Annotated in this window: 12 protein-coding genes and 1 pseudogene; 9 read left to right on the forward strand and 4 right to left on the reverse strand. The window is 62.1% G+C overall.

What is annotated here, in order from left to right:
• Positions 1–29: 29 nt before the first annotated feature.
• The 4 genes from QF036_RS10730 (at position 30) to QF036_RS10745 (ending at position 4,000) form a co-directional block, all read left to right on the forward strand.
• A complete protein-coding gene (locus QF036_RS10730; protein ID WP_307101629.1) occupies positions 30–965 on the forward strand; it encodes an ABC transporter permease in 936 nt (311 codons plus the stop codon).
• Between the two features lie 78 nt (positions 966–1,043).
• Complete coding sequence (locus QF036_RS10735; RefSeq protein WP_307101631.1) at positions 1,044–2,606, forward strand: FGGY-family carbohydrate kinase; 1,563 nt, start codon at positions 1,044–1,046, stop codon at positions 2,604–2,606.
• 117 nt (positions 2,607–2,723) lie between these two features.
• Positions 2,724–3,491 carry an SDR family oxidoreductase gene (locus QF036_RS10740; protein WP_307101632.1) on the forward strand — a complete coding sequence of 256 codons (768 nt, stop codon included), beginning with the start codon at positions 2,724–2,726 and terminating at the stop codon, positions 3,489–3,491.
• 56 nt (positions 3,492–3,547) lie between these two features.
• Complete coding sequence (locus tag QF036_RS10745; protein WP_307101635.1) at positions 3,548–4,000, forward strand: 6,7-dimethyl-8-ribityllumazine synthase; 453 nt, start codon at positions 3,548–3,550, stop codon at positions 3,998–4,000.
• Positions 4,001–4,449: 449 nt separating this feature from the next.
• Here QF036_RS10745 and QF036_RS10750 read toward each other — a convergent pair.
• Positions 4,450–4,700: pseudogene (locus QF036_RS10750) on the reverse strand (LLM class flavin-dependent oxidoreductase); the annotation flags it as partial.
• Between the two features lie 193 nt (positions 4,701–4,893).
• Between QF036_RS10750 and QF036_RS10755 the strand changes: the two are divergent.
• From QF036_RS10755 to QF036_RS25280, 5 genes are all read left to right on the forward strand, one after another.
• On the forward strand, positions 4,894–6,219 hold the full coding sequence (locus QF036_RS10755) for a serine hydrolase domain-containing protein (protein WP_307101636.1): 1,326 nt from the start codon (positions 4,894–4,896) through the stop codon (positions 6,217–6,219).
• 434 nt (positions 6,220–6,653) lie between these two features.
• Positions 6,654–7,343, forward strand: a complete 690-nt coding sequence (locus QF036_RS10760; protein WP_307101638.1) for a FadR/GntR family transcriptional regulator — start codon at positions 6,654–6,656, stop codon at positions 7,341–7,343.
• 551 nt (positions 7,344–7,894) lie between these two features.
• Positions 7,895–8,692: a gamma-glutamyl-gamma-aminobutyrate hydrolase family protein gene (locus QF036_RS10765; protein ID WP_307101640.1), complete on the forward strand. Its 798-nt coding sequence runs from the start codon at positions 7,895–7,897 to the stop codon at positions 8,690–8,692.
• A gap of 228 nt (positions 8,693–8,920) precedes the next feature.
• Positions 8,921–10,570 (forward strand): APC family permease, encoded by a 1,650-nt coding sequence (locus QF036_RS10770; RefSeq protein ID WP_307101642.1) that lies wholly within the window; start codon positions 8,921–8,923, stop codon positions 10,568–10,570.
• Between the two features lie 348 nt (positions 10,571–10,918).
• The gene (locus QF036_RS25280) at positions 10,919–11,062 is read left to right on the forward strand and encodes a hypothetical protein (protein WP_373460288.1); all 144 of its coding nucleotides are present in this window, start codon (positions 10,919–10,921) and stop codon (positions 11,060–11,062) included.
• Between the two features lie 446 nt (positions 11,063–11,508).
• Here QF036_RS25280 and QF036_RS10775 read toward each other — a convergent pair whose 3' ends face one another.
• From QF036_RS10775 to QF036_RS10785, 3 genes are all read right to left on the reverse strand, one after another.
• Positions 11,509–13,677, reverse strand: coding sequence for an amylo-alpha-1,6-glucosidase (locus QF036_RS10775; protein WP_307101644.1), 2,169 nt, complete (start codon positions 13,675–13,677; stop codon positions 11,509–11,511).
• Between the two features lie 572 nt (positions 13,678–14,249).
• Positions 14,250–14,702: an NAD(P)-binding domain-containing protein gene (locus QF036_RS10780; RefSeq protein WP_307101646.1), complete on the reverse strand. Its 453-nt coding sequence runs from the start codon at positions 14,700–14,702 to the stop codon at positions 14,250–14,252.
• A 466-nt stretch (positions 14,703–15,168) separates the two neighbouring features.
• Positions 15,169–15,756: an N-acyl homoserine lactonase family protein gene (locus QF036_RS10785; RefSeq protein ID WP_307101648.1), complete on the reverse strand. Its 588-nt coding sequence runs from the start codon at positions 15,754–15,756 to the stop codon at positions 15,169–15,171.
• Positions 15,757–16,018: the final 262 nt, after the last annotated feature.

The raw sequence follows: 16,018 nt of genomic DNA on the forward strand, positions 1-16,018 counted from the left end.
AAGTACGCCCGATAAGCAAGACGGGATTTATGAACCGCGACCGACTCCAGACCCTTCTGCTGGTCGCGGCCCTGGTCATCCTGCCCATTGTCTTTGTCTCAATGAACCCGCAGTACCTGTCACCGGGAAACCTCGACAGCATGATGCGCCAGAGTTCCGTGCTGCTCCTGGTGGTTGCCGCAGGAACGGCCCCGATCCTGCTCGGTTCCATCGACCTGTCCGTCGGCGCGATCGTATCGTTGTGCGCGGTCTCGGCCGCGCTGCTTGCCCAGTCCATGGGACAGGCAGCAGTTTTCCTCGTGCTGCCGCTCGGCCTGCTCATCGGCCTGTTCAACGGCGTCATCGTCTCCTACATCAAGCTCCCGTCATTCCTTGTAACGCTGGGAACGTCATTCGCTTTTGGCGGCATCGCCCTCCTTCTGTCCGGCGGCTTTCCCGTCCAGCTGATCAGCGGTCCCTTGAACGCGGCCTTCCAGCGCAGCCTTTTCGGGATCTTCCCCCTTCCCCTGGTGTACGCCGTCATCCTCTGGCTGCTGCTGATCGTCTTTTTGAGGCGCACCGCGACCGGCCGCTTCATCTACGCAATCGGCGGGAACGAACGCGCCGCAAAGGTATGCGGCGTTAATGTCCGCTGGGTGAAGGCTCTGGCCTTCGGCGCCAGCGGCCTGTGCTGCGCCCTTGCCGGAGTGCTGGTGCTCTTCTCGACCACCGCCGCCACCCCGGATATCGGCAACTCTTTCCTCCTGCCCTCCATCGCAGCCATCGTCATGGGCGGCACTCCGCTCTCCGGCGGCCAGGGCGGCGCGGCACGCGGCCTCATCGGCACCCTGATCCTGGTGGAGCTGACCAACGGAATGCTGATCATCGGCCTGCCCCCGGCAGCCCAGCAGATCGTTCAGGGACTCGTGGTCATCCTCGCAGTTCTCCTGACCTTCGACCGCCGCGGCGTGTCAGTAGTTAAATAGCGCCACGGCAGGCCCGATTACACTACAGCGACGGGTTCAATCTACGCCCACGCTGTACCGCAACTAGGAGAAAATTAGATGGCCACTCGGCTACTTGGGATAGATTTCGGCACAGGCGGCGCCAAAGCCTGCATCATTGACGATCAGGGCGAAGTCCTCGCGTACGCGTTCCGTGAATACCCCATCTTCCACCCCCGTCCGGGATGGTCGGAGCACGACCCGGAGACCTACTGGCGGGTGACGTGCGAAATGATCCAGCAGGTGCTGCGGGACACCCAGTGCCTGCCGCAGGAAATCGCGGGAATAGCCGTCTCCAGCGCCTTGCCGTCCATGGTGCTGGTCGATGACCAGGGCCGTCCGGTGGCCCCTGCCATGAATCTCATGGACCGTCGCGCCCTGGACGAAGTCACCGTCATCAGGAACATCGTGGGGGAGTCCGTCATCGAGGACGTGACGGCCAACCGCATCGAGGACCATCCCAACCTGGTCAACCTTTTCTGGTATCAGCGCAACAAACCGCAGATCTATGACAAGGTCTACAAAGCCCTCACCATCGACGGCTTCATCGTGTCCCGGCTCACCGGCGAGTTCACCCTCAACACAAGCTCGGCCGTTTTCTACGGGGTCGCCTTCGACATCCGAAAAGGCGTCTTCCACGACGACATCCTCGAAAAGCTCCACATTGACCCGAACATCCTGCCCCGCCTCTGCGACAGCACCGACGTGGTGGGAAGCATCACGACCGAGGCTGCCGGCGCCACCGGCCTCCACGCCGGCACTCGCGTCGTTGGAGGACAGGTCGACTGCAACGCAGGCTGGATCGCCGGCGGAGCGGTCGAACCCGGGGACATGCAGCTGAACCTCGGGACCAGCGGCGTCCTCGGCGTCGTGCACCAGAACATGGACTACCTCAGCTCCCCGGACGGTCTCCGGATGGTGAACATCCCGTACACCACCTCGCCCCGGGACACGTTCTCAGCCGTGGCGGTCACGACCACCGGCGGGCAGGCCCTGCGGTACCTCCGCGATACCTTCGGCGAGGGCGAGGCCGATGTGGAGCGACTCCTGAAGGTCAGCTCCTATGACCTGATCACCCTCCAGGCCCGCGACGTCCCGCCTGGCAGCGAAGGGTTGCTGGTGCTGCCCTACCTGATGGGTGAGCGTTCTCCTATTTGGGATACGTCAGCCCGCGCCGTCATGTTCGGTCTCTCACTGCATCATCACCGAGGCCACGTTTTCCGGGCTTTCATGGAAGGCGTCGCATACGCGCTCTTTGACTCGTTCTCGGTTCTGCAGCGGACCGGACTGAAGATCAACCACCCTCTCATCTTCAACGAGGGTGGGGCGAAAAGCGAAGTCTGGCGCCGGATCATCACGGACGTTTTCGGCATCCCGACGGCAATGCTCAAGGGCCGCACCGGGGCGCCCCTCGGGGACGCCATCCTGGCCGGCGTGGGCGTGGGAGTGTTCGATGACTTCAGTGTCGCCAAGGAGTGGTGCACCTATAGGGAGTACCTTGAGCCCGACCAGCAGAACCACGACATGTACATGGAGTACTTCCAGCTGTACAAAAACATCTACGCCAACGTGCAGGGCAACTTCCAAGACCTCCAATCAATCGTTCGCCGCCACCAAAACTGACCGGAACCGACACGTCTTCGCCCTGCTGCCAGTGACCAGTCCCTACCGGACCGACAAGGTCCCTCGCAAACACCGTCCCGCCGGGACACATCCGCCCCCTTCAACGAGGAGAACACAGTGAGTGCCCCAAAGTTCACGCTGGAAAACAAGACCGCCGTCGTCACAGGAGCAAGCAGCGGCATCGGCCGGGCCATTGCCGTGGCCATCGCTGAACTGGGAGCCGCAGTAGGCTGCGTCGACCTGCCCGGCAGCGACCTGGAAGGCGTCACCGCCGAGATCAAGAATTCTGGAGGCCGAGCCGCGTACTTCGCGGCCGACGTCACCCAGCCCCAGGACATGATCAATGCCGTAGCCAGCATTGAACAGGAACTGGGAGCAATCTCCCTGGCAGTCAACGCCGCAGGCATCGCTAACGCAGCCCCCGCAGAAGATATGCCGCTTGCACAGTGGCAGAAGGTTCTGGACGTCGACCTGACCGGGGTGTTCCTGTCTTGCCAGGCAGAAGGCAACGCCATGCTCCGCAACGGCGGCGGATCCATCGTTAACATCGCCTCGATGTCCGCCACCATCGCCAATAGAGGACTGCTCCAGGCCCACTACAACACCGCTAAGGCAGGGGTGGTTCACTTGGGCAAGAGCCTGGCCTGGGAATGGGCATCCCGCGGCATCAGGGTCAATAGCGTCAGCCCGGGCTACACCAACACGCCCATGACCAAGCGCCCCGAACAGGCCAGCGCCATGGCCGGCTACGCACAAGACACCCCTCTGGGCAGAAATGCCGAACCTGAAGACATCGCCGGACCCGTGGCATTCCTCCTCAGCGACGCAGCAGCATTTGTGACAGGAGTTGATCTGCTGGTCGATGGCGGATTCGTCATCTGGTGAGTCTTGCGTCGGCTTGAAAGAATCCTCCAACGACCTCCCAAAGAAAGGAACATACCTTGTCACCTCCTGCCACTTCCTCCTTCCGGGTAGCGATCGTTGGTGCCCGATGGCATGCCGACATCGTTGATCGTGCGGTCAACAGCTTCCAGACGCGACTCAAGGAACTCGGCATCGTCAACGTGGATGTCCACCAAGTGCCAGGGGCCTTCGAAATTCCTCTACTCGTCCGACGGCTCGCAGCGTCCGGTCAGTACGACGGTATCGCCACCTCTGCCCTAGTGGTTGACGGAGGTATTTATCGCCACGAGTTTGTCGCACAAAGCGTCGTGGACGCTCTCATGAGAGTCCAGTTGGAAACGGACGTACCAGTATTCTCCGGTGTCCTAACTCCTCACCATTTTCACGAGCACGAAGAGCACCGCAACCAGTTTTCCCAGCATTTCGTGACCAAGGGGAAGGAGCTGGCAGACGCTCTCGCCTCAACTCTCACAACATTGGCGTCCCTGTAGGTCCAACCACACCTGGTGGATGAGCTCGCTGGAGCTCCAGTCCTGCGCGGTGGCATCACTGCAGGCTACGAGATCAACCGTCACCGGCCCCGGCGGCGCCCCGACTCGTCCAGTTAAAGCTCTGCCCTGGTGGGAATGAAGACCGGTTCCGGCAACAGGTTCTGAACTTAGGGCATGCGGCAACTAGTTAAGCGGGACGTTTCTGACTGAATTGTTATGGTCGAAGGCGAGCCTCGCCCCTCTGGCCAGATCGGCCAGAGGGCATCAGGCACTACAGATCTGCCCCTTCTAATCGGAGCTTGAGGTAACGCCGATAATCGGGATTCCGTAACCCTGACCGCTACCAGCGGGTTGGTCAGCCAGCATTGGTCCACTGTGCTCACATCGCCCTTCACGGCAGATGTGCCACCGCTTATGGCCAGGCAAATTGGGTCCAGCCCTCTGGGCCTCGGATTGATTCGTCCCCGGCCAGCAGATCGGCGGTGGTTTTCCCAGCCCAGCGGGGTCCGCAGCCGTTGCCAGCTCGATCCGCGAGCTGCGCTGGCTGGCGGCCATCAGCGCGATGGGGGAGGAGATTTCGAACTGCAGATGGCGGTGGCGCAGCCAGGCACTACCGAATCCAAGCCGCACGCCAAGTTCGGTGATCTGCAAAGTGGAATGGTGACCCCTGGGCGGGATCCTCCGGATCGAACAGCCAAATAGGGAGGAATCAGAGCTTGCGCAAAGGACGTGTGAAGACGGTCGTGGGCTCTACCCAAGGCGTGGTTTTGGGTGCCGAGGGTTAAGTCGTGATCGTCTGTTGCCGCATGGCATTAGATCCGGGAAAGGGGTAGATCTCGGCACGCCGCTGGAGTAGGTTGAGCGCAATTATCAGCGTCGCCGGGGAGTCAACCGTGACCAGTCGCAGGCACCATCACAATTGGCATGGCCCCTCCCGCCTCCTCATCGGGCTCGGCATCGCAACCGCAACTGCGTTGGCGATCTCCGGGTGCACGACCACGCCCACGCAGGCCCCCGCGTCGTCCATTGCACCGCCATCGGTGGCCGCTTCATCTACCGGCACGACGGAGGGAGGAAAGACAGGATCGGCGACTCTGGGCGGACTGGACAAAGCCAGGATCCAGGAGACTTTCCGGACTCTGGCCAAGGAGCTGCTCGTGCCGGGAGCGGCCATGATGCTCCGCACCGCGCAAGGCGACATCAGCCTCACCTACGGCGTGACGAGCGCAGGCGGGTCAACATCTGTCTCACTCGATGACCACATCCGCATCGGCTCCGTCACAAAGACGTGGACTGGGACCGTCATCCTCCAGCTCGTGCAGGAAGGCAAACTCAAGCTTGAGGATCCCGTTTCGAAGTACCGCTCTGACGTACCGAACGGCGACAACATCACCATCGAGCAACTCCTGACCATGCGCAGCGGAATCTACAACTACTCGGAGTCGTACGAGCTCAGCAAGGCCCTCGATACCACGTCGCAACGGGTCTGGACGCCTGAGCAGCTCGTGGCCATCGCCCTGCCGCTGCCCGCTTATTTCGGCCCGGGCGAAGGCTTTCACTATTCGAACACCAACACGGTTCTGCTGGGGCTCATAGCCGAGAAACTGGATGGGAAGGGCTTCGGGCAGATCATGCGCGATCGGATCCTGGGACCACTTGGCCTGAAACAAACATCGTTTCCGGCGTCGGACTCTTCGGGCCTTCCCAAGCCTTTCTCCCGCGGCTACATGTACATGGACAATCTCCTCACCCTGTCCACGCCCAGGCTTCCGGCGGACTTGATCGCCAAGGCACAGGACGGCTCACTGAAACCGAATGACTACACAAACGCCAACCCTTCCTGGACGTGGGCCGCCGGTCAGGGCGTCTCCACGGCGGGCGACCTCATGACCTTGGCCGAGGGCCTCACCGATGGCAAACTGCTCAACCCGGACCTTCAAAAGAAGCGCATGGCCAGCCTTGCGCCGATCGACCCGGACAACCCAGACGCTGCGCGGTATGGCATGGCACTGGCCCAGTTCGGCCCGCTCTACGGACACACCGGCGAACTCCCCGGCTACAACACCTTCATGGGCAGAGATCCGCAGAACGATGTGACCTTGGTGGTGTGGACCAACCTTGCCCCGTCACCGGACGGACGGGACCCGGCGTCGACCATCGCCAAGGCCATCATCGGGGACCTCTACGGCGCAGCGCCGACAGGCCCAGCCACGCGGTGAACCTCAGACACGGCGCCCGGCGGTCCCGAGGGCTTGGCAGCGGAGGCTATCTGTCCAGGGGGAAAACCAGGCAAAGCCCGGCTCAACCTGGCCCTGCCTCCTCTAACGCACAAGTCCCTCAGATCGGGAATCCGGTCAGTCCTTCCACGTGATCAACCAGCTCCTGTTGTAAACATTTACTGGTAAGACTTGGCACGACGTGCCATCGTGTGACATGACGTTGTCGGCAGGGCCGCCCTCATCGAGTGTTCGGAGTCGACGGGGCGGAGACTCCCTCCGACTATCGTTGAGTGAGAGAAATCCCAGGTGCAGGGATCGCCTCAAACTGGTTCCGAAAACATGCTCGCGAGCCTGAAGCCCGACGGGTCTGGCGACTTGAAGATTTTCGGAGTGGAGGATCACGACGTGCCCCTATTGGCCTTAAGATGAGACCTATGACGAATGAGGTCGCGGCGGTTTCCGTCCCGCAAGGCATCGCGGATCACATCAAGGGGCTCATCAGACGTGGGGAGCTGGGGCCGGGCGATAGACTTCCGCCTGAGCGAGAACTGGCCGAATCGCTTGGGGTGGCTCGCGTGAGCCTTCGCGAAGCTCTGAAACACCTTCAAGAGACCGGTTACATCGCATCCCGCCGGGGTAAAACTGGGGGGACTTTCGTCACGGCTCTGAGTCAGCCGCTCGCAGAATGGCGACGCGATGTGCTTGAGCAGGAGGACGAACTTGATGACCTCACCGCTATGCGCGTTGCGCTCGAGTCCCACGCAGCTGATCTTGCTGCCAAGCGCCGCACGCAGGAAGACCTGGACGAAATGGAGGCAGCGATTCGCCAGCAGTCCGATGCCCTGAATCGGGCTGAATTCCGACTTGCGGACACCAAATTTCACGACGCCGTCGGCAGGGCGGCCCGGAGCAGACGGCTTTCGAAAGCCATCTGGCAAGCCCGTAGCGAGTTCTTTACGCCGGCTGACCTCGTGGATCACCCTGACCCTGTCGAAGAGGATCATCGGCAGCATCAGGCCATCTTCGAGGCCATCAGGGACGGTGATGCCCCCCGGGCCTGCGCGGCGATGCGCGACCACATCGAGCACACCCGTCAAGAGCTCCGCCAGATTCTGGGGGAGTAGCTCACTGCGGCATAATCAGGGCCGCGCGATTCAGTGTCTGGCATGACGTGCAGATGCGCCTGCCCTTCCGCGACTGGATTGCATTATGCCTACCAGGTGCTTCCCGGCCAGGGGGGCTAGCCAATGCATCCATACCCACACGGTCACTAATGTGGCTGCGAGGTTTATGACACCGGTGCGCAGACCCGTCCGAGGGCAGTTGCCACGGCAATTGGTGCGCTCCGAAGGGCCCCAGTCGAGCGGCCGTCCCAGCGCGCAGTCAGGAGCTGCAGGCTGTGGCCCCCGGGCGGTGGCTCTGATCCGTTCCGGCATTCCTGCGGCCGCCCTTGCAGCTTCCTATCTCAGTTAATCCACCCTGGGCTTTGCTGCCAGCATTGGGCCCTTGCAACCGTCTTTTGAAGCCCAAGGGGTGCTCGCCCTTGACAGCGGGCGCATGTGTGCTGTGTCATATTCCCTGAAAGGTATTAGGTACATACCAAAAACCAAAGCATCGCCCAAGGTTCAATCCATGAACGCCGGACGATCCACATCAAACCGTGAGGACCACACAAATGACCGTCGCTGAACAGCCCGCTCCCCGTATCGCAATCCCCGTCCGGCTGGGGGATTCCGGGGCAGCAGCGGTTGATCCCCGGGTCGAGGCTGCACGCACGATCTTCAACGCCGTCGTCGGCCTCATTCGCGAATCTGGTGCCGAGCCAGTGCTTATCGAAGCCGGCTCCGATGAGCAGCTCGAACAGGCACTCGCGAGCTGCCACGGGTTCGTGGTCCCGGGTGGCGGAGACGTGGACCCTTCGCTCTACGGCGGACCGGAAGACCACGCCACGCTGTTCGGGGTGGACCGTCAACAGGACCTCCTCGATGCGGGCGTCATCCGTTTCGCCCTGCGGAACCGCCTGCCGTTCCTGGGGATCTGTCGCGGTATGCAGCTGCTCAACGTAGTGCGCGGCGGGACTCTCCATGTTCACCTGGAAGGCGGAAACGTGACCCACTCGGTTCCGCCCGTCAATGGCCTCGAGCTGTCAATCCACCACGTAAGCCTCGTCGAGGGCACCCGTTGCGCCGCAGCCTACGGATCAACCCCTCAGATTGACGTGACGTCCGGACATCACCAGGCTGTGCACGACTTGGGCACCGGCCTGCGCGCCTCTGCCGTCGCCGCGGACGGCCTCGTCGAGGCGATCGAGACGTATGGCGACGACACGTGGGCGCTGGGGATCCAGTGGCACCCCGAGGTGCCTTTCCTGCGCGACGAGGCCCGCCTTCCCGTGTTCCGTGCGCTCAAGGCCGAGGCTGACCTTATTCTCCAGAGCAGGACGGCAGCGGACCTCCTCGTGCGGCAGGTTTGAGGATCAGCGTCGCCACCGACTGCGCCCAGCCCGCGGCCCCGCCCAACAGCGTCCGGTACTTCGGTTGGGCCCACTCGCTTGGTGCCCCTAGTCCTGCGGAATCGACGATTCTAAAAGCCAGTCGCGATCCGATCGTCGCAGCAGTGCGGGAACCCTAAGAAAACGGCATCCTGAAATTACCCACCTACAAGATAGTGAGAAAACAATATGGCGGCAGAAACTTCCTTCGTGCCCCATCGCACGGGTGATGACCGTAACCTCCAACGTCGGCTTGGTTACTGGTCCCTCGTCGCAATCGGAATCGGCAGCGTCATCGGGTCCGGATGGCTGTTCTCGGCTATGTACGCCGCTCAGACCGCCGGCCCGGCGTCGCTCGTCGCATGGGTGATCGGCGGAGCCATCATGCTCGCCCTCGCCCTGGTCAACGCGGAACTCGGCATGACGTGCCCCGAATCCGGTGGGCTCACGCGTTACCCGCTCTACTCCAACGGACGCCTCGCGGCCGCCGTCATCGGCTGGTGCAGCACGGCAGGGGTCATCGGTGTACCCGCCCTGGAGGCCGCGGGCGTCATGCAATATGCGAGTTCCTACCTGCCAGGCCTCTACCACGGCGGAAACCTCACACCGGCAGGCATCGGCAGCGCTGCCGTTCTGCTCGCGGTCTTCACCGTTCTTAACTGCTTCGGGGTCAAGCTCCTGGCGCACAGCAACAACATAGTCACGGCAATCAAGGTCCTTACGCCTGTCCTAACGGTAGGAGCGCTTCTGATCAGTGGTCTGTCCGGTGGCGGCCAGGCCGGAGGAGTATCCAACCTGACTGACGGCGGCGGCTTTGCCCCGTTCGGAGTCCCTGCGAGTCTCGGAATCATCGCGACGGCCGGGATCCTTTTCGCATACAACGGCGCACAAGTCATCGTGACCCTCTCCGGCGAGGCCAAGAACCCCCGCCGCACCGTGCCCGCCGCGATGATCACCACGATCCTCTTCACGATCGTGCTCTACATCGGCCTTCAACTCGCCTTCTTGCTCGCTGCACCGCACGCCAGCGTGGTCCAAGGCTGGGCGACTGTGAAGTTGGATTCGCCTTTCGGTGACCTGGCGATGATCGCTGGCATCCAGTGGCTCTATTGGATCCTCGTGGCGGATGCTGCGGTGTCGCCTTCGGGCGCAGCGATTGTCAGTGTCGCCTCGAATGCGCGAAGCGTCTTCGCTCTGGCCAAGAACCGGTTCCTCCCCGCATGGCTGCAAAAGGTTGACCCCAAGTGGGGTGTGCCCCGTCGTGCCCTGATTGTGAACTACTTAATCGGGCTCGCGTTTCTGCTTCCGATGCCCAGTTGGCACGCGCTCATTGGGATCATCGGGCTCATGGTGGCCTTCACGTTTGGCATTGCCTCGATCTCGGCCGGAGTGTTCCGCCGCGTGGGTGTGACGACTCGAAGTACTCGTATTCGCGGCGTCGGCATCATGGCACCCCTTACGTTCGCCGCAGGTGGGCTTGTTGTCTCGTGGGTACCGTGGGAGCAGGTCGCGCCGACGCTTCCGCTCGTGGCGATCGGCCTCGTCTGGTACGCCGTCAACTACTTCGTCCAGAAGCACGATCCTGCGGAGATCCGCGGCGGGCTCTGGCTGCTGGCCTTCTTCGCCTTCCTTTATCTCATGACCTATCTGGGGAGTTTCGGCGCCCATGTTATTGCTGCCCCTTTGGATTCGATCATTGTCGGCGTCGGAGGACTTCTCTTTTACCAATGGGGCGTTGTAGAAGGCGGCCGCTACATGAACCGCTTCCCCCAAATCGCTGAGGACATCCGCGCCACGGACGACGGTGAGCTGAAACCGGAAAGTGCCCCGGCACTCGCGACAAAAGCGTCAAGCACTTAGCCGGGAAAACGAATGGTTCATCGGACCACGCCTTCAATCGGAACGGAGGGCCCGTTAAAGCAAGCCTGGCCATGAGCCCGCGCAGCTCACTATGCCGAAAAACGTCTTGCGGAACAGGCCCCCGGGTGCTCCGGCACTTGGGGGCCGAACGCGGGTGCGTGCATGTGTCGAAGCCTGACACCCTTCAGGAAGCCAAATGCGGCGCCCGCATCCAGAAAGAGACAGTCGAGCACGAGACCCGAACCTGTAATCCTCATCAACGCCTTCGAAGTCCCATCGGGGCAAGACCAAGCATTCATCGAAGGATGGGAGCGCAGCCGCGCGTTCCTCAGCAAATAGCCCGGCTACCTGTCCACCCGGCTGCACCGAAGCCTGCCACCGGACGCGGAATTCCGCTTCGTCAACATGGCCGGCTGGGAGTCCGTCGACTCGTTCCGGGCGGCCACCACCCAACCAGAATTCCAGGAAGGAACAGGCCCCCATCGAGCCTAGCCCTCCTTCTACACAGTTATCCGCGACGACAGCGCAGAGGGCAGCTCGTGACCATCCTTGGCTTTAGGCGAGGCAACCGAACTATGGGCCCGGTTAGGCGGCAGCCGCCCAGGTCATATGCCTGAATCATTGAGGCCGTTGGGGGGAGAATGTTCTCCCTTGTAGTGGGCAGAGGAATCCCGTATCCGCCGTATTCGCGGATGGCGCCCTGACGCGACGGAGGACGGCCCGCGGGAGGACCGCCTTGCCCTGCGTGCCGGTCTTTAATGGACACTGTCCAGCTGAACTGGGCCAAGTGTCCTGCATGTAGGGCATGATGCAACGTCACGCTGCTGGGGTTTGTCACAGCCACCTAGCTCGATCTGCTCATACCACAAGGACGGACGGCTGGGCTGGAAATGCCCGGTCCGCTGCGGAATCCGGAGAGCTGTCGGCCTGCTGCGCCTCTATCCTTCCTGCCTTGACTTCGGGTGCTGCCTGACCTGCTGCACGAGCTCTGTCATCCACGGCCGATGCCCGCGATGCAAGGTCAAGTCCTTGGGGAGTCCGCGGACCCTCGCGGTCGATCCGAAGACGTCGATGGTGATGGGTCCGCGGCCCGTCGGAGCATTGGTGATGTGCAGGCGGCCAAAGGATTCCGGAAGCATCGGATCCAACCACACACCGCCCCGGGAGGCGTGAACATCGTAGCGCATCAGGCTTGTCACCAGCGTAATGGGCGTGGTTGCTGCCCATGCCTGCGGTGAACAGGCTGTGGGATAGGGCACGGGCTCTGCAAGATGATCCCTGGCAAAGCCGCAGAAAAGTTCCGGAAGCCGGCCACTCGTATATTCGGCCGCCTCCAGCAAGGCCGTTGCAATCCGTTGCGCCTGCTCCACGAAACCGTACCGCATCAGCCCCATGGCAATGATGGCATTGTCGTGGGGCCAGACCGAGCCATTATGGTAGCTCGCTGGATTGTACGCAGCCATGTCGCTGGCCAGGGTCCGGATTCCCCAGCCGCTGAACATCTCCGGAGACATCAGCCTTTCCACCACCAGTGGCGCCTTGTCCTCGTCGACAATGCCAAACCAGAGGCAGTGGCCCATGTTGGATGCGCAAGCATCGACCGGACGTTTCTTGCCATCAAGGGCAACGGCGTAGTAGCCGCGCTCCGGCAACCAAAATTGTTCATTGAAGCGTTTCTTCAGCCTCTCGGCCCGGTCCACCAGCTCGGCACCCAAGGTCTCGTCGCCAGCGTCGTATGCCATCCATGCACGCGACATGTAGGCGCCATAAACGTAGGCCTGCACCTCACACAGGGCGATCGGCCCCTCCGCCAGGGTGCCGTCGGCGAAATTGATGCCGTCCCACGAGTCCTTCCACCCTTGGTTTATAAGGCCCTGGTCGTTGAGACGCGCATATTCGACGAAGCCGTCACCGTCTTTGTCTCCGTAATCCCGGATCCACGCCAGGGCGCGATCTGCGTGGGGGATGAGGGCATCGGTGGTGGCCGGGGCAAACCCCCAGCGGCTGACCGCACCCAGCATCATCACAAACAAAGGCGTCGCGTCAACACTGCCGTAGTAGGCGGACTTTCCACCCAGAGCCAGACCGCTGGAGACGTCGAGCCTCACCTCATGCAGGATCTTGCCCGGTTCCTCCTCGCTCATCCTGTCCACGACCCGGCCTTGGCGGTCGGCCAGCGTCTGCAGTGTGCCCAAAGCCAAGGACGGGTCCACCGGAAGCGCCATCAGAGACGTCCACAACGAGTCCCGCCCAAACAGGGTCATGAACCACGGTGCGCCGGCGGCCACAACGACGCGCTCGGGATGCTCCGGATCCTCGATCCTTAGGGCTCCCAGATCGTCGTAGCTGCGTTGCAGGGTCCGCTCAATGGCGTGGTTGCCCATATGCAGCACCGGGATCCTGGTCACCCATTCCCGCCAGCGCACATCGCGCCGGGACAGTCCACGATCGTCGGGATGTATGAACGGTTTGAAATTGCTGCTGCCTTCGGCAGCCGGCACGACAGTGAGGGTGGTCTCCCAATCACCCGCCGGCTCTACGACGGCCCGGTAAGTCAGTGTCCCGGCCCCGATGTCGGCGCCGGCTGCTGCAACGACGACACCTTTCCGGACGCCCTCCCAGACCGCCCGGATCGTGAGTGAACCACTCTCCGGGCGGTGAACTTCTTTCCACTGCCTCTCGATCCTGGCCTCCTTCACTTCGAACACATCGGCGAAATCCGCCTCGACGCTGAGACGGATCACGCATTCGACCGGACTCAGCGAATAATTTCGGACCGTGATCCGCTCCAGGATGCCGGCGCCTACTTCCCGCAGCCGCTCAACCAGCAGGGGGCTGTCCGCGTAGCCGTCAGTGCGGGGAACCCGACTAACAAAAAGCGCCCGGTACGGTTCTTTCGTCTCTGCAGCCAGTGGCTCCAGGCGTTGTCCGTTGACAGTCAAAGTCCAGCTCGACAGGATGCGGGTGTCCTGAACAAAAACCCCATGCGGGTAGCTTGGCTCGATATCTCCGTTTGGCAAGGAGATACAGAAAGAGGATCCTTCCACCAGCGTGACCGCCCCGGTTCCCAGCGGTCCTGCCGCCGTTTCGGCGTTCCATCCCGCCATGTCCGGTCCCTTCGACGGGGTTGGCAGCCCGCAACTCGAGCACTGCCTGGCCACGTGCTCTTTGGTGTTACAGACGGTACGCTTGTCTGCCTACCACCGCCAGATCCCGCGTTGACTCGTAAATAACCTCCGCGAAGGGGGCGGAGGGCATACGTTGCCTCATTAATAATCCTCCGGCTGGGTCCGCGGTTGCCGGAGTGGGTGGATGGGGCTACGCAGGGCGGATGGGATGGACGATGGCTGAGCGCAAAGCCGCGACGTGGCAGCTGGCGAGGTCCTATCGGGCCGGCGACAGGGTCCGAAGGGAATATTCCTGGACGAGATCGTTGAGCTGACCGGCTGGCACCGGGACCATGCCCGGGCGGTGCTGCGGCATGCCCGCGACCCTCCCATGCCCAAGCCCGTGAGGCCCGGCCGGGCTCTTTTCTCCTGCAAGACGGCCTCGTTTGTGATCAGCAAATGCGTTGCAGACATGAGGTTATTGAGGGCCTTGAGTGCGTCGCCGACTCCGACCGGACCGATGAGGGTCGTGTCCAAGGACTTCAAGCACGGGAAGCACCTGGTCGATGTGTTCACGCTCGCCTCCGGCCATGATGGTGAGGTTGCCCGTTCCGGGCGCCACGCACGCCTCCTGAAACTGGCGCGTCTAGGAGCGGCAGTCCGGATGCCTGCAGCTTGGCGGCCAGCTGTACTGTCTTCCCGGGGATCGACGAGCTCATATCAATCATCACCGTCCCTGGCCTCATGGCGGCCAGGACGTCGTTGTCGAGCACAACCTGCTCCACAACGTCTGAGCTGGGAAGCATCAGAATTACGGCGTCGGCATCGGTGACGGCGGCCGCCCGGTTGTCGCATGCCCTACCGCCCGCCGCCTGGAGCTGCTGCCGTGCCTCAGCGGAGAGATCGAAGCCATGCACTACAAAGCCCCTGGCTGGGAGTCGGGCTGACATCGGGCCACCCGTGTTTCCAAGCCTGATAATGCCGACGTCGACTGGCGTCCTGTTTTCAGACATGGTTCGAATCATCCCTGATGGTGTTCAACGATGTGTATGTGCCAAGGGCCGCCGGTACCCCATTCCAGATGTCATTCGGTCATTCAATTCCGGGGTCTTCCAAGGTCGAAGCCCTGGCAATGGCGGCTTCGACGTCGTCTCCCGCTCTAAGCGGACGGCGCTTGAATATCCCCTCGTGGGGCCAATACTGGCCGACCGTCACCAGCCAGGTCCGGATAGCGCTCTTCGAGGCGCTCCCTCTTTTCGATACTGCGTTGCCAGCCGCGAACGGTTTCGGGATCCCCACCGTTGACCTGTAGCCAAGTATGGGGGCGATCTTCACTGGAAGGGCCGGGATCCGCCCGCCCGCTCAGGCCGATGCGTGCAGGTTTCCGTCTCGCGGAGCAGCGGCAGACAGGGCATCCTGGGTCTTCAGCAAACATGGAGGGCAGGCCGGCTTCGAAGTCATGACCTTCAGTGCAGCGGAAGTCGTAGAGGATCACTGGTAGCGGCCCTCCGGCGCCCAGCGTAGCTGGCTAACCTGCTCAGTTTCGTGTCCAAAAAAGATCTCGGCGTTCGTCCGCTCAGCAATCGTCCTGAGCTTTTCGACGGACTCCAACCAGAGGAGGTTATTCCACACAATCGCGGCGCCTACGGCCGGAGGCCCGAAGGAATCCCGCAAGTAGACCGCATCCGACGTGAAGATCTTTGTTCCGTCCTCCGGGAGGTCGACCTGTAGAGACATGGTTCCCCATGTGTGGCCCGGGGTGTCGATAACAGAGACCCCTGGAACAATTTCCGTGTCTCCCTCGATGGCCCCTATGGGCAGTCCTTCGAAATCCGCCTTAAGGTGGCCCCCTGAGGATTGGCCCATGATCCCACGAACACCATCCAACTCCTTGCGGTTCGCCACGATCCTCGTCTTGCCGTTGTCGAACAGCCGGGCGTTACCCGCGTGGTCGAGGTGAAGGTGGGAAAGGACCAAAAGATCTATGTCCGTCGGCTCAAGGTCCAACTGGGCTAACGAAGAGTCGAGAAACCCAGACCCGCCCACGGGGCCGGTCTTTACGGGAAAGTAATTATTCAACCCGCTCTCTGCCCAGCGGGTGGCCCAGTCGCGCGGAACCCGGTGTCCCACAGTATCCTCCCCTCCGGATGCTCAATCAGCACTGCGTGTGTAGGGATCTCGCCCCATTCACGCTGGCGTTCCTTGTTGTTACGGTCCGCGATAGTCCGTCCGGGTTTGAGTAGGAGCCACGCCATGTCGGCTTCCATTACCCCGGTCTCTAAAACGTGAACCTTCAACTCGTTTGCTCGCATGACGCTCCATCCACTCCGCTGCAGGTTTA

The sequence above is a fragment of the Arthrobacter globiformis genome, assembly GCF_030817195.1.
Lineage (GTDB): Bacteria > Actinomycetota > Actinomycetes > Actinomycetales > Micrococcaceae > Arthrobacter > Arthrobacter globiformis_D.

Excerpts from the sequence above, each read along its gene's own strand:
- QF036_RS10730 (WP_307101629.1), top strand. The coding sequence starts at position 30 with ATGAACCGCGACCGACTCCAGACCCTTCTGCTGGTCGCGGCCCTGGTC.
- QF036_RS10735 (WP_307101631.1), top strand. The coding sequence starts at position 1,044 with ATGGCCACTCGGCTACTTGGGATAGATTTCGGCACAGGCGGCGCCAAA.
- QF036_RS10760 (WP_307101638.1), top strand. The coding sequence starts at position 6,654 with ATGACGAATGAGGTCGCGGCGGTTTCCGTCCCGCAAGGCATCGCGGAT.
- QF036_RS10765 (WP_307101640.1), top strand. The coding sequence starts at position 7,895 with ATGACCGTCGCTGAACAGCCCGCTCCCCGTATCGCAATCCCCGTCCGG.
- QF036_RS10775 (WP_307101644.1), bottom strand. The coding sequence starts at position 13,677 with ATGGCGGGATGGAACGCCGAAACGGCGGCAGGACCGCTGGGAACCGGG.
- QF036_RS10780 (WP_307101646.1), bottom strand. The coding sequence starts at position 14,702 with ATGATTCGAACCATGTCTGAAAACAGGACGCCAGTCGACGTCGGCATT.